Genomic DNA, 17793 nt, shown 5'->3' with positions numbered 1-17793 from the left:
GCCGGTGGCGGCCGCGGAGGCTCCGGGGTCACTGCTACTGCGGGGTCACGTAGGCGCCGGAGATGCCGCCGTCGACGAGGAAGGTGTTGGCGGTCATGAACGAGGAGTCGTCGGAGGCGAGGAAGGCCACCGCCGCGGCGATCTCCTCGGGCTCGGCGAAGCGGCCCAGCGGGATGTGGACCAGCCGGCGGGCGGCCCGCTCCGGGTCCTTGGCGAACAGCTCCTGGAGCAGCGGGGTGTTCACCGGCCCCGGGCAGAGGGCGTTGACGCGGATGCCCTCGCGGGCGAACTGCACGCCCAGCTCGCGCGACATGGCCAGCACGCCGCCCTTGGAGGCGCTGTAGGAGATCTGCGAGGTGGCCGCGCCCATCACGGCGACGAACGAGGCCGTGTTGATGATCGAGCCCTTGCCCTGGCGCTGCATGTGCGGGATCGCGTACTTGCAGCACAGGTAGACGCTGGTGAGGTTGACCTCCTGGACGCGCTTCCAGGCCTCCAGGCCGGTGGTGAGGATGGAGTCGTCGTCCGGCGGGGAGATGCCCGCGTTGTTGAAGGTGATGTCGAGGCGGCCGTACTCGTCGACGGCCCGCTGGAAGAGGTCGCGCACCGCGGTCTCGTCGGTGACGTCGGCCTGGATGAACAGGCCGCCGACCTCGTTCGCGGCCTTGGCGCCGGTCTCGGGGTCGAGGTCGACGCAGACCACCTTCGCGCCCTCGGCGGCGAAGCGGCGGGCGGTCGCCAGGCCGATGCCGCTGCCGGCGCCGGTGATGACGGCCACGCGGCCGTCGAGTCGCTGGGTCATGGTGATCATTCCTCCGTGGAGATGAAGACGTTCTTGGTCTGGGTGAAGGCGTCGAGGGCGTCCGGGCCGAGCTCGCGGCCGAGGCCGGACTGCTTGAAGCCGCCGAACGGCGTGGTGTAGCGCACCGAGGAGTGGGAGTTGACGGAGAGGTTGCCGGCCTCGACGCCGCGCGAGACGCGCAGCGCGCGGCCGAGGTCCCTGGTCCAGATGGAGCCGGACAGGCCGTAATCGGTGGCGTTGGCGATCCGCAGGGCGTCCTCCTCGTCGCGGAAGGGGACGACGGCGACGACCGGGCCGAAGATCTCCTCAGTGAAGGCGCGGTCGTCGTGCCGCACGGGCGCGAGGACGGTCGGCGGGTACCAGAAGCCGGGCCCCTCGGGGGCGTTGCCGCGGAAGGCGACGGCCGAGGCGTCCGGGACGTACGAGGAGACCCGCTCGCGGTGGGCGGCCGAGATCAGCGGGCCCATCTCGGTCTTCTCGTCGGCCGGGTCGCCGACCCGCACGCCGCGCACGGCCGGCTCCAGGAGCGCCATGAAGTCGTCGAAGGCGGAGGCCTCGACCAGGATCCGGGAGCGGGCGCAGCAGTCCTGGCCGGCGTTGTCGAAGACGGCGTAGGGCGCGGTCGCGGCGGCCTTGGCGAGGTCGGCGTCGGCGAAGACGATGTTGGCGCTCTTGCCGCCGAGTTCGAGGGTGACGGGCTTCACCTGGGCGGCGCAGCCCGCCATGATCTCCTTGCCGACCCTGGTCGAGCCGGTGAAGACCACCTTGCGCACGTCGGGGTGGGTGACGAAGCGCCCGCCGACGACCGGGCCGCGGCCGGGCAGGACCTGGAGCACGTCCTCGGGGATCCCGGCCGCCAGGGCGAGTTCGGCCAGTCGCAGCGCGGTGAGCGGGGTGAGCTCGGCCGGTTTGACGATGACGGTGTTGCCGGCGGCGAGCGCCGGGGCGAGGGCCCAGGCGGCGATCGGCATCGGGAAGTTCCAGGGCACGATGACCCCGACGACGCCGATCGGCTCCTGGAAGGTGACGTCGATGCCGCCGGCGACGGGGATCTGCCGGCCGAACAGCCGCTCGGGGGCGGCCGCGTAGTACTCGATGACGTCCCGCGCGTTGCCCGCCTCCCAGCGGGCGTTGCCGATGGTGTGGCCGGCGTTGGCGACCTCCAGGGCGGCGAGGTGCTCGCGGTCGGCGTCGACGGCGGCGGCGAAGGCGCGCAGCAGTCGGGCGCGGTCGGCGGGGGCCACCCGGCGCCAGGTGTCGAAGGCGGCGCGGGCGCGGGCGACGGCGGCGTCGGTCTCGGCGAGGCCGGCCAGTTCGACGGTGGTGATCACCTCCTCGGTGGCGGGGTTGACGACCTCGAAGAGGTCCGGTTCGGTCATCGGGGGCTCTCCCTCTGGGCTGACGGTAGTGGCTGGCGGTCTAGCTTGCGGCCCGGCTCGCGTTGATCAACGCGTGGAACAGGCGAGGGTCGTCGGGGTCGGTCTCCGGGTGCCACTGGACGCCCAGGGCGAAGCGGTGGCCGGTCAGTTCGAGCCCCTCGACCGTCCCGTCGGCACTGTGCGCGGTGGCCCGGAGGCCGGAGCCGATCCGGTCGACGGCCTGGTGGTGGTAGCAGGCGACCTCGGTGGCGGGCCCCAGCACGGCGGCGAGCCTGCTGCCGTCGACGACGTCGACCCGGTGACGGACGAAGCGGGCGGGGACGATCTGGTGGCTGTCGTCGGGCAGGTGCTGGACGAGGGTGCCGCCGAGTTCGACGTTGAGCAGCTGCATGCCGCGGCAGACCCCGAGTACCGGCAGGTCCCGGGCCAGGGCGGCACGGAGCAGCCGGCTCTCCCAGTCGTCGCGGGCCCGGTGGGGCGGACCGGTGCGCGGGTGGGGGGCCGCCGCGTAGCGGGCCGGGTCGACGTCCGATCCGCCGGCCAGCACGAGCCCGTCGAGGGCGTCCAGCAGGTGGTCTGCCCCGCCGGGCTGGGGCGGCAGCAGCACGGGGGTGCCGCCCGCGCGGACGACGGAGTCGACGTACGTCTGGGGCACGAGCGAGGCGCGCTGGTTCCAGACGGACCAGGCGGCGTCCTCCTGGTAGCTGCTGATGCCGATCAGCGGTGGTCGGCGGTCCTCGTGGGTCACAGCCGCTCGAATCCGCGGCGCCGCTCCCAGTCGGTCACCGCCCTTTCGTAGGAGGCCAGTTCGGTGCGCCCGGCGTGGGTGTAGTGCCGGACGACGTCCTTGCCGAAGGCCTCGGTGGCGACGGCGCTGCGCTCGAAGGCGTCGACCGCGTCGCGCAGGGTGGCGGGCACCCGGGGCGCGTCGGAGGCGTAGGCGTTGCCGGTGAACTCCGGCTGGAGTTCCAGCTGTTGCTCGACGCCGTGCAGTCCGGCGGCGATCAGGGCGGCCACCGCGAGGTACGGGTTGACGTCCCCGCCGGGGACGCGGTTCTCGAAGCGCAGCGACTGCCCGTGGCCGACGACGCGCAGGGCGCAGGTGCGGTTGTCGCGCCCCCAGGCGATGGCGGTGGGCGCGAAGCTGCCGGGGACGTAGCGCTTGTAGGAGTTGACGGTGGGGGCGAACAGCAGGGCGAAGTCGGCGAGGCAGGCGAGCTGGCCGGCGAGGAAGTGCTCCATGGTGCGGGAGAAGCCGTGCGGGCGGTCCCCGGCGAACACCGGGGCGCCCTGCTCGTCGCGCAGGCTCAGGTGGATGTGGCAGGAGTTGCCCTCGCGTTCGTCGTACTTCGCCATGAACGTGAGGCTGCAGCCCTCCTGGGCGGCGATCTCCTTGGCGCCGGTCTTGTAGACGGCGTGGTTGTCGCAGGTGGTGAGGGCGTCGGCGTACTTGAAGGCGATCTCGTGCTGACCGAGGTTGCACTCGCCCTTGGCGGACTCGACGGTCAGCCCGGCGCCGGCCATGCCGTTGCGCAGCCGGCGCAGCAGGGGCTCGATGCGCCCGGTGCCGAGGATGGAGTAGTCGACGTTGTACTGGTTGGCCGGGGTGAGCCGGGTGTAGTCCTTGTCCCAGGCCTGTTCGTAGCTGTCCCGGAAGACGATGAACTCCAGCTCGGTGGCGGCCTGGGCCTGCCAGCCGTAGCCGGCCAGGCGGTCGAGCTGGCGCTGGAGGACCTGGCGCGGGGACACGGCGACCGGGGTGCCGTCGTGCTGGACGACGTCGCACTGGACCATGGCGGTGGCCGGGTGCCAGGGGACGGACCGCAGGGTCGCGAGGTCGGGGCGCAGCGTCAGGTCGCCGTAGCCGTTCTCCCAGGAGGAGACCTCGTAGCCGTCGACGGTGTTCATGTCGACGTCGACGGCCAGCAGGTAGCCGCAGCCCTCGGCGGCGCCGGTCACGACGTCGTCGAGGAAGTACTGGGCGGCGACGCGCTTGCCCTGGAGGCGGCCCTGCATGTCGGTCATGGCGAGCACGACGGTGTCGACGGACCCGTCGGCGACGCGGGTGCGCAGCTCGTCGAGGGTGAGCCGGGGGGTGGTCATCGGGTCTCCTGTTCGGTGTCCCGGGTGTCGGGGGCGGGCGGTGCTTCGTGGGCTTGCGGGGTGCCGAGGTCGGACGGCGCGGCGCCGACGTGCGGCCCGGTGAACCAGTGCCGGGCCGAGGCCAGCCACCAGATGCCCGCGAAGCCGACCACGACGGCCACCGCGACCGGGGTGTAGTTGAAGCTGTCGACGGTGATCGGGCTGGCGGTGGGCAGCATGAACAGGACGGTGATCACCGCCGTCCAGACGACCGCCACGACGCCGATCGGCCGGCTCCAGCGGCCCAGGTGCCACGGGCCGCGCGGGAAGTCCTCGCCCTGGCGCAGCCGCAGGTACACCGGGATGACGTAGGAGAGGTAGAGGCCGATGACGGAGATCGAGGTCACGGCCGTGTAGGCGGTGTTGTTCCAGAGCGCGGGCAGTCCGAGCAGCAGGGCGCCGCCGGTGGCCAGCCAGACCGCGTTGGTCGGGGTCTGGGTGCGCGGGGAGATGCGGTGCCAGAGCCGGGAGCCGGGCAGTGCGCCGTCGCGGGAGAAGGCGTAGATCATGCGGGAGTTGGCCGTGACGGAGGCCATGCCGCAGAAGAACTGGGCGCCGATCACGATGAGCAGCAGGAACTGGGCGCCGCCGGAACCGATCGCGTCGATGAAGATCTGCGCGGGCGGGACCTGGGTGTCGCTGTTGAGCGCCCCGTCGTAGTCGCGGATCGCGAAGGTGATGCCGAGCAGCAGGATCCAGCCGGCCACCAGGGAGACGGTGATGGCGTTGACGATGCCGCGCGGGCCGGAGCGGGCGGCGTCCTGGGTCTCCTCGGTCATGTGCGCGGAGGCGTCGTAGCCGGTGAGGGTGTACTGGGCCATCAGCAGGCCGAGCATCGCGACGTAGAACTGGCTGTGGAAGCCGGTCTGGTTGACGAACTCGGTGAACACGAAGGAGGCGGAGGCGTGCCGCTCGGGGAGCAGCGCGAGCGCGCCGACGATGATCGCGACGCCGATCAGGTGCCACCACACGGAGACACTGTTGAGGACAGCGACCAGCCGCACCCCGAAGGTGTTGAGCAGGCCGTGCACCACCAGGATGACCGCGAAGATCTCCATGGTGTGCGCGGGGGTGGCCGCGACGCCGAAGCGCAGGTCGAGGAAGGCGTTGGTGAAGAAGGCGGCGCCGTAGTCGACGCTGGCGGTCACCGCGACCTGGCCGAGGAAGTTGAACCAGCCGGTGAACCAGCTCCAGGCCGGGCCGTGGCTCCGGCTGCGGGTCAGCTTGGCGGACCAGTAGTAGAGCCCGCCGGCCGTCGGGTAGCTGGAGCAGATCTCGGCCATCGCGAGGCCGACGCAGAGGGTCAGCAGGCCGACCACCGGCCAGCCCCAGATGATCAGGGCCGGGCCGCCGGTCTTCATCCCCGTCCCGTAGAGGGTCAGGCAGCCGGACAGGATCGAGACGATGGAGAAGGAGACGGCGAAGTTGGAGAAGCCCGACATCGAGCGGGCCAGCTCCTGGGTGTAGCCCAGCTCGCGGAGGCGTTGTTCGTCGGCGGAAACGGGGGATGAGTCGAGCGGAAACACGGCGGGGGCAGGGTGGTCGGGTGAGCGTGCGTCGGTCATGGGCACCCCTGGGGGTTGAGGGTGTGCCGGGGTGCGCGCGGCCACGACGGCGTGGCACACCCGCCCCGGCGGCTTCGACGGTCGGACGGCTCTTCAATGGTCTAAAGTCAGACCATTGGGTGGGTGAGCAGCATCGTTCCGGCTGGACGGTGGCCACGTCAAGGGCGGGACGGGAACGAGTGCGGGAGATCCGATCGCAGGTACGATTCCCGCGTGGACGTGGATGTGACACGTGAGCAGGCACGGCTCGACTGGGAGGCCGGGGCCGTCCTGCGCCCGGTCCGGACCGGCAACGCCTTCGAGGAGACCGTCGAACGGCTGCTCCAGGCGATCAAGCTCGGCGTGTTCCGCCCCGGCGACCGGCTGCCCGCCGAACGCGACCTCGCCGCCCGGCTCGGCGTCAGCCGCGAAACCCTGCGCGAGGCACTCCGCACGCTCCAGCAGGCCGACTGCGTCGAACCCCGCCGAGGCCGCTACGGCGGCACCTTCGTCACCTACCGGATGCCCGAACCGGACGTCGCCGACCTGCGCCGCGCCGCCCGCGACCTCGGCGGCGCACTGGAGGACGCGCTGACCTACCGGCAGGTCCTGGAGGTCGGCGCCGCCGAGGCCGCCGCCCGGCGCCCCCTCTCCCCCGAACAGCGCGCCCACCTGGAGGACCGGCTCACCGAACTGGACGCGGCCCCGGCGGAGCAGTACCGCCAGCTGGACTCCCGCTTCCACCTCGCCATCGGCGAGCTCACCGGCTCCCCCGCCCTCGCCGCCGCCATCGCCGAGGCCAGGATGCGCCTCAACGACCTGCTGAACGCGATCCCCATGCTGGACCGCAACATCGAGCACGCCGCCGAACAGCACCGGGCCATGGTCCGCGCGATCCTCGCCGGCGACGGCGACGCCGCCCGCCGCGCCACCGAGGAACACCTCGCCGCAACGGCCTCCCTGCTCCGCGCCTTCCTCGCCTGAGCTCTCCCGGTCGAGCCGGGGGTCCGTTCTGCGTCGCCGCCGTGCCGTCGCCGACACGGTCGGCGGCCTGTTCGGGCCCCGCAGTTCGGGCCCCGCAGTTCGGGCCCCGCAGTTCAGGCCCCGCAGTTCAGGCCCCGCAGTTCAGGCCCCGCAGTTCAGGCCCGGCAGTTCAGGTCCTTCGCGGGCAGCCGGCCTGTGGTCAGGTACCGGGTGACGCTGTCGTCCGCACAGGACGGGCCGGCCACCACGACACCGTGACCCTCGCCGCCGACCACCGTGACCATCCGTGCACCGTGCAGTGCCCGCCGCATGCCCTGGGCCATCGCCAGGGTCGCCTGCGGGTCCCACTGGTTCTGCACGATCAGCGCGTTGACGTCGTTGTCCACCACGGTCGCCTGCTCGGTGGCCGCCGACTTCCAGAACGCGCAGGGCACGATGCCCGCTCCCAGGTCGCCGGCCAACGGGTACTCGGCCCGGTCCCGGATCGCGTCCCGGCGGTACCGCTCGGGGTCGCGCGGCCAGTTCCGGGTGTCGCCGCAGAAGACGGCCCACGCGACGGCGGGGATGTTGTCCGCCGGAACCGCCGCTCCGAACGCCCCCGACGGCGCCGTGTTCGGCCGGTTCGGCGCCGACTCGCCCGCTGCCGCGGCTCCCGGCTCCGCCGGCCCGGCAGGTGCCGGCGCCCCGCCGTCGGCGGCGGCCTTCAACGCGACGATCCAGGGGGTCACCGTCTCCACCCGGACGAACGCGGCGTACCCGGAGCGGATGGCGTCCCCGTCGAGTGCCCCGCCCGTCGTGGGGACGGGCGTCCGGTCGGCGTGGGCGATCAGGTCCCAGAACGTCTTCCGGACCTCGCCCGGGGTCCTGCCCAGCCCGTACGTGGAGCTGCGGGCGGCGGCCCACTCGGTCCAGCGGGTGAAGGCGAGTTCGGCCCCTGCCGACCACCCCCGGAGCGAGCCACGCCACGCGAGCGCGGGATCGAGCGCGCTGTCGAGGACGAACCGGTCCGAGCGCCGGGGGAACATCTGGGTGTAGACCGCGCCCAGGTAGGTGCCGTACGAGTGCCCGAAGTAGGAGATCTGCCGCTCCCCCAGCGCCGCCCGGACGACATCCATGTCCCGCGCCGTGTTGCGGGTGGTGATGTGCGGCAGGACATCCCCCGCCTTGGCCCAGCACTTGTCGGCCACCGTACGGGCCCGGGCCACGTCCCTGGCGAACGTCGCCGCCGCGTAGGGGTGTTGGAAGGTCTGCTCGTCCGCCGTCAGGTCGCAGCCGATCGGCGAGCTCTGCCCGACTCCGCGCGGGTCGAACCCGATCAGGTCGAACCGCTCCCTCACCCCGGCCGGCAGCAGCGGCTGCATCTCCACGGGCATGGTCAGCCCCGGACCGCCCGGGCCCCCGGGATTGATCAGCAGCACGCCGTGCCGCTCCTTCGCGTTGCTCGCCTTGATCCGCGATATCGCGAGGTCGATCCGCCTGCCCCCGGGGTCGCCGTAGTCCAGCGGCACCTTGACCTTCGCGCACTCGAACTCTTCCGGGCGCTGCGCGTCGCAGCGCTCCCAACGGAGGCCCTGCCGCTCGTACTGCTGGAGCGGATCTGCCGCCGCGAACGCCGTCGCGGGAGTCAGCGCCGCCAGAACGGCGGATGCAACACCTGCCGTCAGTACGGGAATCGTTCGTATGCCTTGCAGAGCCATGGCAGTTCCTCCGTGCGGAGTCGGTGTCCGGGATCACCTCCAGTCTTCGGTCCGCCGCACCCGCATCTCGTACGGCGCGGGGAGGGGCCCATGATCCAACCTGCGGCGTACACCGACACGCCGTGCCTACTGCTGGCGTCTCACTTCCCGTCAACCGCCCATCAGGGTGGACCCCGATCCGGTGACCCGCCGTCCTTCCCACTTCCACGCCCAACACCCGAACGCACGAAGGCCGTTGCCCGAGGAACGTCCCCGAACAGGTCCCGAACCGCTGCCGGACGGACCCGGGCGAGGTGAACCGCCCCTCAACGGAGTCCGTTCACCTGCCGTGGCGGAGGTTGTGGGGCAGCTGCGGCCTCATCCGCCTCGAAGCTGGAACGGGACTGCCCCCTCGAGAGGCCGTCTCGGGGGGGATCGGGGTCGCCGCCGGTCCCGGCAGGCGGAGTGCCCTGCCCCGACAGGTGTCAGATCCGATCATTAGGATTCCGCCCATGACCAGTGATCCCGGATTCACCTGCTCGTGCTGCGGCGCGCGGCACGCAGAACTGCCGATGAACTACTCGGCAACGGCCCCCTCCGTCTGGGACCCGAGCTTCGACGGGGCCCCGGACTGCCTGCTCTCGTCGGATCAGTGCGTCATCAAAGCGCAGCACCACTTCGTCAAGGGCCTGGTCGAGATACCGGTCATCGGCAGCAGCGACGTGTTCTCCTGGGGCGTCTGGGTCTCCCTGAGCCCCGAGAACTTCTCCCGCGCCGCAGACCTCTGGGACACACCAGGGCGTGAATCCGAGAAGCCGTACTTCGGCTGGCTGACCACCGAGCTTCCCGTCTACTCGCCCAGCACCGTCAACCTGAAGACCCGCCTCCACACCAGGCCCATCGGTCGGCGCCCCCTCATCGAGCTCGAACCCACCGACCACCCCCTTGCCGTCGAGCAGCGGACCGGAATCACCTTGGCTCGCGTGCGCGAGATCGCCCAGGCCGTTCTGCACCCGGCCGACAACAACCCCTGACCCCGACAGCCGACGGACAGCCCATCGAGCAGTTCCCGGAGCTGGACGAGCGCGAGCACTTCGCCTGCATCGGCCAACGGCCCATGCCGAAGGACGGCCCCGACTCCACCTGCATCAAGTTCAGCGATCCGCCGAGCTCGAGCTGACCGGAAGCCAGGAGACGCCGTCGCGGGAGCTGAGGATCACACCCTGGTCACCCACGGCGATCCAGCGTCCTTGCCCGTACGTGATCCCGCGGATCGAGCTCCGGGTCGGGATCGGTCGTTGTGTCCAGGCGATGGCATCGGGCGAGGTGGCGAGGAACGCCAATCCGGCGGTGATCCACAGGCCGTGGCTGTATGCGACGGTGTCGAGGTTCTCGACAGTGGCGATCGGTGAGGGCGTCCAGCTGGTGCCGTCGGGTGAGGTGAGGATCCCGCCGGCATGTCCGACGATCGCGAACAGCCCCTCGCCGGCGGCGACGCCGGTCCAGAAGTGGTAGGTGGCAATCGGGTTGAGCATCCATGGGCCGTCCGGTCGGCGGGAGGCGATGATCCCCGCCCCGACGGCGACCTGCGTCCCGTTCTTCTCGGCGAACCTGCGGATCGAGAGCGGCGCCAGCGAGGCCTCCGGGTACCAGGCACGGGTGTCACGGGACGAGAGCACGACACCGTCGTCGCCGGCCGCGTACCACGTCCCGTCGAGGTATGCGACCGTTCTCAGGCTTTCACGCGTGGGGGTGGTGCGACGGAGCCAGTGCCGCCCGTCCGTGGAGGTCAGCAGAACGCCTTCGGCTCCGGTCGCGACGAACCCGCCCGGACCACTTGCCACGCCGTACAGGTGTCGATCGGTTCCGGAGGCCACGTGGCTCCAGCGCTTGCCGTCCGGGGAGTGCAGGATGCGCCCTCCCGCGCCCACGGCGATGAAGCGGTGATCGTCGTGGGCTACCGCGGCCAGGCCGTCGACGGAGCCGTCCAGCACGCGGGTCCAGTGCTCTCCGTCGACCGAACGGAGCGCGGTACCGAAGTCCCCTACTGCGATGAACGACTCGCCGGTGAAGGTGACGCCGCGGAGATCTTCGTCGGTGGGCACGTCCGTGGCGACGGTCCAGTGGCGACCGTCGCGGGCCACCCCGATCTGGCCGTCCTCGCCGACCGCGACATAGCGGCCGTTCCCGAAGGTCACGCCGCGCAGCGTCTGGCTGAGCGGCGACGACGGCGCTGACCAGTGGCTGCCCTCGGGCGAGAAGGCGACAGCGCCGGAGGCGCCCACGGCCACGAAGCCATCGCTGCCGTGCACGACCTGCCAGAGGAACGCCCGTCGGTGGGTAGCCGGCTCACATCGGACCGGAGCTTGGGTGAGCGTCCACGTCGCGCCGTTCGTCGAGGTCAGGATCGCGCCGTTGTCGCCGGTGAGGACGCTCAGCCCGCGCCACGAGGTCGCTCCCCAGAACGGAACTTGCGAGCCGACGGACACCGGAGCCCATGTGCGTGCGCCGTCGCTCGACACCAGCACGGTGCCCGACCCGCCCCCGGCGATCCAGCGACCGTTCGCGTAGGTGACCGCACGGAACCCCTCGGTGGACCCCAGGTCGACCGAGGACCAGTGCACCGCGTCCGTGGATGTCGCAGCGGCGCCCAGGTCACCCACCGCGACCCACCGACCACCCCCGTACGCGACCCCGCGCAGGTTCGGCCCTACGGTCGAGCGCACCGCCGCCCAGGTCTGCCCGTCGTCGGTCGAGACGATCAACCGGCCGTCAGAGCCGGTTGCCACCACAGTGCGACCGTGCGCCCGGACGTTGGTGAGCGTCAGCCCCGATCCGTACGAGCGTGGCGTCACCTCCGCGGTACGGGCGGAAGCCGGGCCGCACAGGATGCCCGTCATGACGAGTAGGGCGGCCCCGATCAGCCCCACGGAGCGAAAGCCCTTCGACGGACCGCCGGCAGGCCTGGGCGGGGACACGACGTGGCGAGGGCGGGTGCGGCCCCCTGCGCGATCTGCTGGGCGGAGCAGCACCTCGAATCTCCTCGCCTTCGGTGGGGTCGGAAGCGCCACGCGCGTGCCTGGCGACCCAGCCACGCACGTCAGCCGGCGCAGGGGCCTCCGCGGACTGCATGTCGTGTATGGGACGGCCGGTGGCCGATCTTCCCGTAGGGCCGCTGACGCGACCTTCACACCCCGCGGTCCCCTGACATGACGGTGAACAACACGCACAGCGTGGACGGCCGAACGGCCCAACCCCGGCATTGCGCCAACAGCGGCATGCCACACACGATCACACCGGAACAGAGCCAGCCCAGGGCCCGGCGTGCGGCGGCTACGGGCACCGGTGCCGGATGCCCCGCCGCGGCCTGCCCACGCATCCAGGCGACCAGAGCCTTGAGCCGCTCCGCCGCCGTGGCGGGCAGCCGACCTTGGCCGCGGTGGGCACGCCCCGGTCACTGAACTACGGTGTCTGGCTATGAACACCGAAGGCTGGTTGGTAGACACCCGGACGTCCTACGACACCGTCGCCACCAGCTATGCGGACCAGGTGCGCGACCTCTTGGACCAAACGCCCTACGAACGCACGGCCCTGACGCTGTTCGCCGACCTTGTGCAGACCACCGGCGAGGGGCCAGTCGCGGACGTGGGATGCGGGTCGGGGAGGATTACGGCCTACCTGCGTGACCTGGGCGTGGACACGTTCGGGATCGATTTGTCGCCCGCGATGATCGAGGTGGCTCGGCGTGATCATCCCGGCCTACGGTTCGAGGTCGGTTCCATGACGGACCTCGACCTCGCCGACGCCTCGATGGCGGGCCTGGTCGCCTGGTACTCGCTGATACACGTTCCTGACGACGAGATCGGCTCGGTCTTCGCGCACTTCCGGCGAGTGTTGCGGCCCAGTGGTCCACTGCTTCTCGGCTTCCACGTCGGTGATGAGTCGCAGCTGAAGACGCAGGGCTACGGCGGCCACCCGATGAAGACCTACGTCCATCGCCGCCAGCCTGGCCAGGTGGCCGCCTGGCTCAACGATGCCGGCTTCGCGGTCGAGGCGCAGATGACGCTCAGCTCAGCCGAGAGCCCGCTCGGAGCAATTCTCTTCGCGCGCCGCCAGTCCGATACCCAGTAGGGCTATGGCTCGACACGTTCTTGCAGACCGCCTGCACAACCAGGTGCGAGCCCCTGGCCGCGACCTGTCAGGGAGGCGACCCGGGCCCGCGATAACAAGCTACCGACGCTCCGGCCCCGGCCCTCGCCGGAATGGCTCCCGAACTCGACGAAGAACACCCGCTACGGTCGAGTACGTCACCGCCACGAACAGCCTAGACCCGGCTCCCGTTCACCCCGGAGCAGTGGCTCTCACATGGCCCGACAAAATCAAGTTGTTCTGGTAGGTGACGGCTTGCTCCTCCCCGCACCTGCGGGGGGCAGCCGCTCGGAGCCCCACATAGACCAGCCCCGCCGGGCTCCTCCCTGCACCGGTGGGGGCAACCAGGCTTCGGCCGGTCCACCACGGCGGCAGGCTGCCCACGTCGAGCGCCGGTGGAGGTGTCTGCCCACCGAGCGGCGGGAGTCGGTGAGCCTGATGGCGGCCTGCGTGCTGGGCTGGGCTGTAACGCTTCGTTCGAGAACGGATATCGTACGTCGACCAGGACGGGACGATCCGGTCCGGACGTCCCCGTCGGTGTCTTCGGGCGGCGCACCGCACATGGGCGGTCGGTCGTGGCCGCTGTCGGCTGATCGGCGAGGTCTGAGTGGCGCGGAGCTCCACGATTCGGGCTCTCACCAGGAGGGGGCATTTGATGGGCATCATGAACAAGGCGGCCAGGACCGCGTGGTGGGACGGCCTGCCGGCAGGGATCCGCGAGCAGATCGACGGGTACGTCCTGCAGGACTCCCTGCTCGGGGCGGTGCGTGTCATCACCAGCGTCGGATTCCTGTCTCACGACATCGGGGTCGGTACCGCCCAGCTGATCGCCAACGATCGGTACCTGCACTACGGGGACCGGATCGCCGCACGCCGGAGAGCCCACTCGACCTGGAGTCGCTGGCGTACCGGGCGGCCGGGCATGCCGGCCGTGTCGTGGTGATCGAGGCAGTCTGGGACGGTGACACCGTCCACGACTGGTTCGTTGAGCTGTTGGCCGTCACCGCCGATCCCGCAGAGGATGTGCACTTGGCCACCGTCTTCCGGTCGACGGCCGCGCGGTACCTGGGTGAAGAGGGGGACCACCACCCGCGTCACCCGTCGGCGGTGGCCGCCGAGCGGGCCGGCCGTGCCCTTGCCGCCCACCTCTCGGTGCCCTTCCGCTTCGCCAGTCCGGACAGGCCTGATGACGAGGCGCCACGCTGGCATCCCTGAACCATGGTGAGGGCGGACCCGGGACCGTTCTCCGCGCCTGTGGCGCTCGCCTACGTCCAGCCTCGCCTACACGGTCGCTACCCCCGCCGACTTCACCTGACTCTCCGACCGCCGGGACGGCAACAGTGTCGCCATCACCATCCACGAGTTCGGCGACATCGACATCAGCGCGGCCGTCGCCCGCGTTCCCGTCATCCGCGACCGCAATCCGTTCGGCGTCCCCACCCAGCCACCTCCCCAGCCGCGCCGCCGAGGGCTCCTGAGGCGGCACGGCCCGGTCAGGGCGACGATTGGTGCGCCCGGGGTTGATCGGTCTCAGCCGGTGGTGCTCGCCCGGCCGTCGTCGCCCGCGAGTTCGACGGCGTAGCGCGAGGCGGCCTCGGCCAGGAGGCGGGTCTTCCGGTGGGGTGCGGTGCCGAGGTGGTCGGCGACGGTACGGTCGGCGGCGTCGAGGTCGCCGCCGAGGAGTTCGCACGTGATCACCAGGGTGTTGTCCGGGAGCATGTGGCGTCGGGACATGCGTTGTTGGACCTCGTCCATGCCCTCGCTCGCCAGTACGGCCCGCAGTTCCTCGATCAGCGGGGCCAGCCACCGGGCCCGCAGTGCGTACTCGCCGCGGTCGGCGAAGGTCGGGTGGAGTGCGGCGAGCAGTTGGGCCGGGTACTCCTCGACGGGTTCGGCGAACTCCGGGTGGTCCTTGGCGAATTCGTCCCAGTCGACCTCGAGGCCGCTGATCTGCTCAGGGCGGACCGGCCAACGCGACCAGCTCTCGTCGGACTGGACGAAGACCTGCCGCAGCAGGTCGTAGGGGACCTCGGCGGTGCGCGAGAGCAGGATCGCGTCGTAGAGGTCCTTGCCCTGGGGGTGGTTGTCGGAGACCAGCCACAGGAGCTTCCACGCGAGGGAGAGCTGCGGCGTCGCGCCGAGCAGCGGTCCGGTGACGCCCGGGAGCCGGTAGGGCTGCGGCGGGACGGGCAGGTGCTCGGTGAAGACGAAGTCGAGTTGGACGCTCCCGCCCGGGACGCCCGGCGCCGACCACGGCAGGACGAGCCTCCGCCCGGGGATCCTGCTGTACGTCCAGATCTCGTCGCTGAGCGCCTGGTCCGCGTGCAACCGCATCTCGCCCGAGAGGCGCTCGGCGGCGGTCGCGAGTTCGCTGAGCATGCGCTCCGTCCGCTCGTCCTCCAGTTGCCAATCCACCGGGCGGACCACGAAGTCCAGGTCGCCCGGTTCGCGGGCGTGTTCGCCGAACCAGGCCCGCAGCAGGACGCTTCCGCGCAGCACCAGGTGTTCGGCCCACGGCGAGTCGGCAACGGCGGACAGTACGGTGTCGAGCGCCTCGCGCCGCGCGGTGAGCCAGCGTTCGGCGAGCCCGGGGTCGGTGAACGCGGGTTCGCTGGGCCGGAGGGCGCGGGCGTACCCGGCGAGGGCGGGGTCGAAGACCGGCTGCTGGGTCACCGTCTCGTCGTCGATCGGGCGGATGCTCCTGGGCAGGTCGCGGTCCTCCCGGACATCCTCCGACGGCGGCTGCTTGGGCAGCAGGACACCCTGCCAGGGCCCGTACCGCAGGTCCTCCCACGCCACGGGGGACTCGGGCCGGGGTTGCGGCTGGGGCCCGAGCTGGGACTGGGAGTGGGGGGACTGGGACTGGCCCTCGGTCATGTCGGCTCTCCTTCTCCGTACTACCGGGCACTGTGCCCGGGCTCGGTGATCCATCCCGCGTCGAGCGTCTCGTCGCTGTCGACGACCACGAACTCGCGCTCCACCGAGGCGACTTCGCGGCCGTCGGCGGAGAGGTCCCGCAGCAGCTCGTCCAGCCGGCGGCCCGCACTGGCCAGGCCGACCAGGCGGCACCGCTGGGTCACGAACCACTCGCGCCGGCCGTCCTCGCGCGTCCGGCGCGGGTTGCGCGACAGGTGCGCGCCGTGCCGGACGGCCAGTGCGGTGAGCTCGGCGAAGCGGGCGGGGTCGGCTGCTGGGGTCTGGGCCGGATGGGCCGTCTGGGCCGGAGCCTGGGCCTGGGGCAGAGCCTGGGCCTGGGCCGGTAGCAGCAGCTTGACGTGGTGCTCGAAGTAGCGCCCGGCCCCGTGCGACGCGGCGTCCTCGTCCGAGGCCGGGACGCCCTCCGCCCACGGCGTGGCCTCGATCTTCGCCCGCAGGACGGTGAATCCGGCCCGCTCGACCCGGCCCCGGACCCGGGCGGTCAGCGCGGCGACCTCTTCCAGCGTGCCGTCGGCGCGCAGGGTGAGCATCGGCTGCGAGGGCGACGCGCCGCGCTCCAGCAGGATGTGGGTGAACTTCAAGCCGTGGCCGTCTGCCCACGCGGCCAGCGCGTCGGCGGCGCCGTGCCCGACGGTCAGGTGCACCTCGAAGCCGCCCCGGACGGTGGGGAGAGCGAGTTGAGCGGGCTGGGCGGGCCGGTCGTCAAGGCGCTGGTCAGGGTGGATGGCGAGCATGGGGATCATCCTGCCAAACGGCTCTGACAACGGCCCTTGCTGGTCGACTTGGTGACATCGACCACCGCACCGCCCCCGCCCCACGGCGGCGGCAACAGGGGTGAGGAGGGTGGGCACCAGTGGGCCGGGCCGGGCACTCCATCGGGGTCGATTCAATTGAGGAAACGTCACAGCGGTCCGTTCGGGGTCCGGACCTGCGCGAATGAGTAGCCGTACTCATGCGGCGGCCTGGACGGACCGACGAGGCTCTACCCGTCCTCACCCGTCCGCCTCCCCCGGAGCGACCGCCATGACCGCACCCCACGAACCGTCGGACCGCCGGCCCCTGCCCCTGCCCCTGCCCCTGCCCCTGCCCGCAAGGCTCGTCGCCGAAGGGCTCGTACCCGTACGGCTGGCGCAGGCCGGGGCCTGGCTCTGGGGCATTGCGCCCCTGTACCTCGTGGTCGTGCGGCCCCGTCACGCCAACCGCCTGCCGCCGCGTGAACAGTGGAGCGCCGCCGAGGTGGAGACCTCCCAGCTCAACACTCTCGCAGCGGGGTTCATCGCCTTCCTGGTGCTCAGCATCGCGGCGGCCGCCGTCTGCCTGTGGATCGGCACCGCCGTCCACCTCCGCCGGGGGACACGGACAGCGCCTGCCCTCGCCATCGTCACCGCGCTGGGCACCGCCTCGGTGGCCGTCGTCGGTGTCGACCAGGTCTGCCACGGGCTGCTGAACGGCCGCTCCGTCGGCATCCTCGTCCCGTTGTTGTCCGTGAGCGTGGCCGCCCTGGCGGTCGGGTTCCGGGCCGCGCGGCCGGGGCACCAGGTGCCCGTGGCCGGGCGCTGAGCCGGGGGTCACGCCCAGGGCGGGCCGCCCGTGCCCTCTGCCCACCGGGCGAGCGCCCGCCGGTCGACGGCGCGGATGCCGACCCGCGCGCAGAACGCGGCGGCGGCCTTGGTGAACGAACTGGTCGTCACCACGGCGGCCAGGTCGCAGCGGTGCACGTCACGATACGTGCCGTTGACCCGCTGGACGTCCTGCGAGCCGACGAACGTCCGTGGCCCGTACCGCTTCGCCTGGATCAGGATCCGCTGTCCGGTCGGGGTGGTGGCCAGCACGTCCGCCGCGAGGTCCCCGGCACCACCGACCACCGAGACCTTCGTGCAACCGTCCCGTCGGCACAGGTCCGCCAACGCGTGCTCGAACGCCTTCGGGCTCATCGCCAGGAACGGCCCGATGTGGCGCAGCTGCGCCGCCCGCGTGTCCAACTCCCGCTGTCGCGCCCGGACGCGCGTGCGCAGCACGGCGACGCCCGCCCCCGCGCCCGCGAGGACCAGCACGGCCACCAGCAGCGGGTGTTGGGCCAGCCACTGCACCACCACCGAGAGCAGCACGAGGACGATCACGGCCGCCACGCCCAGCAGCACCGCGTTGTCCCGCGCCTGCCGCACCCGACGGGCCCTCCG

The 17793-nt window shown here is 71.7% G+C and carries 16 protein-coding genes; 6 read left to right on the top strand and 10 right to left on the bottom strand.

Going from position 1 to position 17793, the window contains the following annotated elements; all coding sequences use genetic code 11:
* Positions 1-34: 34 nt before the first annotated feature.
* From ACIQWA_RS37020 to ACIQWA_RS37000, 5 genes are read right to left on the bottom strand one after another with little or no spacing between them, the layout of a single operon-like run.
* The gene (locus ACIQWA_RS37020; RefSeq protein ID WP_360229456.1) at positions 35-802 is read right to left on the bottom strand and encodes a 3-oxoacyl-ACP reductase; all 768 of its coding nucleotides are present in this window, start codon (positions 800-802) and stop codon (positions 35-37) included.
* A 5-nt stretch (positions 803-807) separates the two neighbouring features.
* Positions 808-2181 (bottom strand): aldehyde dehydrogenase family protein, encoded by a 1374-nt coding sequence (locus ACIQWA_RS37015; RefSeq protein WP_402490543.1) that lies wholly within the window; start codon positions 2179-2181, stop codon positions 808-810.
* 40 nt (positions 2182-2221) lie between these two features.
* On the bottom strand, positions 2222-2929 hold the full coding sequence (locus tag ACIQWA_RS37010) for a gamma-glutamyl-gamma-aminobutyrate hydrolase family protein (protein WP_402490540.1): 708 nt from the start codon (positions 2927-2929) through the stop codon (positions 2222-2224).
* Complete coding sequence (locus tag ACIQWA_RS37005; RefSeq protein ID WP_360229450.1) at positions 2926-4284, bottom strand: glutamine synthetase family protein; 1359 nt, start codon at positions 4282-4284, stop codon at positions 2926-2928. Before ACIQWA_RS37005 ends, ACIQWA_RS37010 begins: the two co-directional genes overlap by 4 nt.
* A complete protein-coding gene (locus tag ACIQWA_RS37000) occupies positions 4281-5888 on the bottom strand; it encodes an amino acid permease (RefSeq protein WP_402490537.1) in 1608 nt (535 codons plus the stop codon). Before ACIQWA_RS37000 ends, ACIQWA_RS37005 begins: the two co-directional genes overlap by 4 nt.
* Before the next feature lie 213 nt (positions 5889-6101).
* Here ACIQWA_RS37000 and ACIQWA_RS36995 point away from each other — a divergent pair, with 213 nt between their 5' ends.
* Positions 6102-6851 (top strand): FadR/GntR family transcriptional regulator, encoded by a 750-nt coding sequence (locus ACIQWA_RS36995; RefSeq protein ID WP_402490535.1) that lies wholly within the window; start codon positions 6102-6104, stop codon positions 6849-6851.
* Between the two features lie 155 nt (positions 6852-7006).
* Here ACIQWA_RS36995 and ACIQWA_RS36990 read toward each other — a convergent pair whose 3' ends face one another.
* The gene (locus tag ACIQWA_RS36990) at positions 7007-8548 is read right to left on the bottom strand and encodes an alpha/beta fold hydrolase (RefSeq protein WP_402490532.1); all 1542 of its coding nucleotides are present in this window, start codon (positions 8546-8548) and stop codon (positions 7007-7009) included.
* Between the two features lie 551 nt (positions 8549-9099).
* Here ACIQWA_RS36990 and ACIQWA_RS36985 point away from each other — a divergent pair.
* Positions 9100-9561 (top strand): DUF2199 domain-containing protein, encoded by a 462-nt coding sequence (locus ACIQWA_RS36985; protein WP_402490571.1) that lies wholly within the window; start codon positions 9100-9102, stop codon positions 9559-9561.
* 120 nt (positions 9562-9681) lie between these two features.
* Here ACIQWA_RS36985 and ACIQWA_RS36980 read toward each other — a convergent pair whose 3' ends face one another.
* Positions 9682-11427: a WD40/YVTN/BNR-like repeat-containing protein gene (locus ACIQWA_RS36980; protein WP_402490529.1), complete on the bottom strand. Its 1746-nt coding sequence runs from the start codon at positions 11425-11427 to the stop codon at positions 9682-9684.
* A 577-nt stretch (positions 11428-12004) separates the two neighbouring features.
* Here ACIQWA_RS36980 and ACIQWA_RS36975 point away from each other — a divergent pair.
* From ACIQWA_RS36975 to ACIQWA_RS36965, 3 genes are all read left to right on the top strand, one after another.
* Complete coding sequence (locus ACIQWA_RS36975; RefSeq protein WP_402490526.1) at positions 12005-12658, top strand: class I SAM-dependent methyltransferase; 654 nt, start codon at positions 12005-12007, stop codon at positions 12656-12658.
* A gap of 673 nt (positions 12659-13331) precedes the next feature.
* A complete protein-coding gene (locus ACIQWA_RS36970) occupies positions 13332-13619 on the top strand; it encodes a hypothetical protein (RefSeq protein ID WP_402490523.1) in 288 nt (95 codons plus the stop codon).
* Positions 13616-13891, top strand: a complete 276-nt coding sequence (locus ACIQWA_RS36965) for a hypothetical protein (RefSeq protein WP_402490520.1) — start codon at positions 13616-13618, stop codon at positions 13889-13891. The genes ACIQWA_RS36970 and ACIQWA_RS36965 overlap by 4 nt, the downstream gene beginning before the upstream one ends.
* 315 nt (positions 13892-14206) lie before the next feature.
* On the opposite strand, the gene ACIQWA_RS36960 is transcribed toward ACIQWA_RS36965, so the two are convergent.
* Both ACIQWA_RS36960 and ACIQWA_RS36955 read right to left on the bottom strand, forming a co-directional pair.
* Positions 14207-15553 carry a nucleotidyl transferase AbiEii/AbiGii toxin family protein gene (locus ACIQWA_RS36960; protein WP_402490517.1) on the bottom strand — a complete coding sequence of 449 codons (1347 nt, stop codon included), beginning with the start codon at positions 15551-15553 and terminating at the stop codon, positions 14207-14209.
* A gap of 20 nt (positions 15554-15573) precedes the next feature.
* Entirely contained in the window at positions 15574-16347 is a 774-nt protein-coding gene (locus ACIQWA_RS36955) for a hypothetical protein (RefSeq protein WP_402490514.1), read from the bottom strand.
* A 289-nt stretch (positions 16348-16636) separates the two neighbouring features.
* Between ACIQWA_RS36955 and ACIQWA_RS36950 the strand changes: the two genes are divergently transcribed.
* Positions 16637-17173 (top strand): hypothetical protein, encoded by a 537-nt coding sequence (locus ACIQWA_RS36950; RefSeq protein WP_402490511.1) that lies wholly within the window; start codon positions 16637-16639, stop codon positions 17171-17173.
* Between the two features lie 8 nt (positions 17174-17181).
* Here the strand turns inward: ACIQWA_RS36950 and ACIQWA_RS36945 are convergent, their stop codons facing one another.
* A complete protein-coding gene (locus ACIQWA_RS36945) occupies positions 17182-17778 on the bottom strand; it encodes a restriction endonuclease (protein WP_402490508.1) in 597 nt (198 codons plus the stop codon).
* Between the last annotated feature and the right edge of the window lie 15 nt (positions 17779-17793).

It is taken from the genome of Kitasatospora sp. NPDC098652, from assembly GCF_044760155.1.
GTDB lineage: Bacteria > Actinomycetota > Actinomycetes > Streptomycetales > Streptomycetaceae > Kitasatospora.
This window is presented reverse-complemented; position numbering and strand designations above follow the sequence as displayed.

Excerpts from the sequence above, each read along its gene's own strand:
- ACIQWA_RS37020 (WP_360229456.1), bottom strand. The coding sequence starts at position 802 with ATGACCCAGCGACTCGACGGCCGCGTGGCCGTCATCACCGGCGCCGGC.
- ACIQWA_RS37015 (WP_402490543.1), bottom strand. The coding sequence starts at position 2,181 with ATGACCGAACCGGACCTCTTCGAGGTCGTCAACCCCGCCACCGAGGAG.
- ACIQWA_RS37005 (WP_360229450.1), bottom strand. The coding sequence starts at position 4,284 with ATGACCACCCCCCGGCTCACCCTCGACGAGCTGCGCACCCGCGTCGCC.
- ACIQWA_RS37000 (WP_402490537.1), bottom strand. The coding sequence starts at position 5,888 with ATGACCGACGCACGCTCACCCGACCACCCTGCCCCCGCCGTGTTTCCG.
- ACIQWA_RS36990 (WP_402490532.1), bottom strand. The coding sequence starts at position 8,548 with ATGGCTCTGCAAGGCATACGAACGATTCCCGTACTGACGGCAGGTGTT.
- ACIQWA_RS36985 (WP_402490571.1), top strand. The coding sequence starts at position 9,100 with ATGAACTACTCGGCAACGGCCCCCTCCGTCTGGGACCCGAGCTTCGAC.
- ACIQWA_RS36980 (WP_402490529.1), bottom strand. The coding sequence starts at position 11,427 with ATGACGGGCATCCTGTGCGGCCCGGCTTCCGCCCGTACCGCGGAGGTG.
- ACIQWA_RS36975 (WP_402490526.1), top strand. The coding sequence starts at position 12,005 with ATGAACACCGAAGGCTGGTTGGTAGACACCCGGACGTCCTACGACACC.
- ACIQWA_RS36970 (WP_402490523.1), top strand. The coding sequence starts at position 13,332 with ATGGGCATCATGAACAAGGCGGCCAGGACCGCGTGGTGGGACGGCCTG.
- ACIQWA_RS36960 (WP_402490517.1), bottom strand. The coding sequence starts at position 15,553 with ATGACCGAGGGCCAGTCCCAGTCCCCCCACTCCCAGTCCCAGCTCGGG.
- ACIQWA_RS36955 (WP_402490514.1), bottom strand. The coding sequence starts at position 16,347 with ATGCTCGCCATCCACCCTGACCAGCGCCTTGACGACCGGCCCGCCCAG.
- ACIQWA_RS36950 (WP_402490511.1), top strand. The coding sequence starts at position 16,637 with ATGACCGCACCCCACGAACCGTCGGACCGCCGGCCCCTGCCCCTGCCC.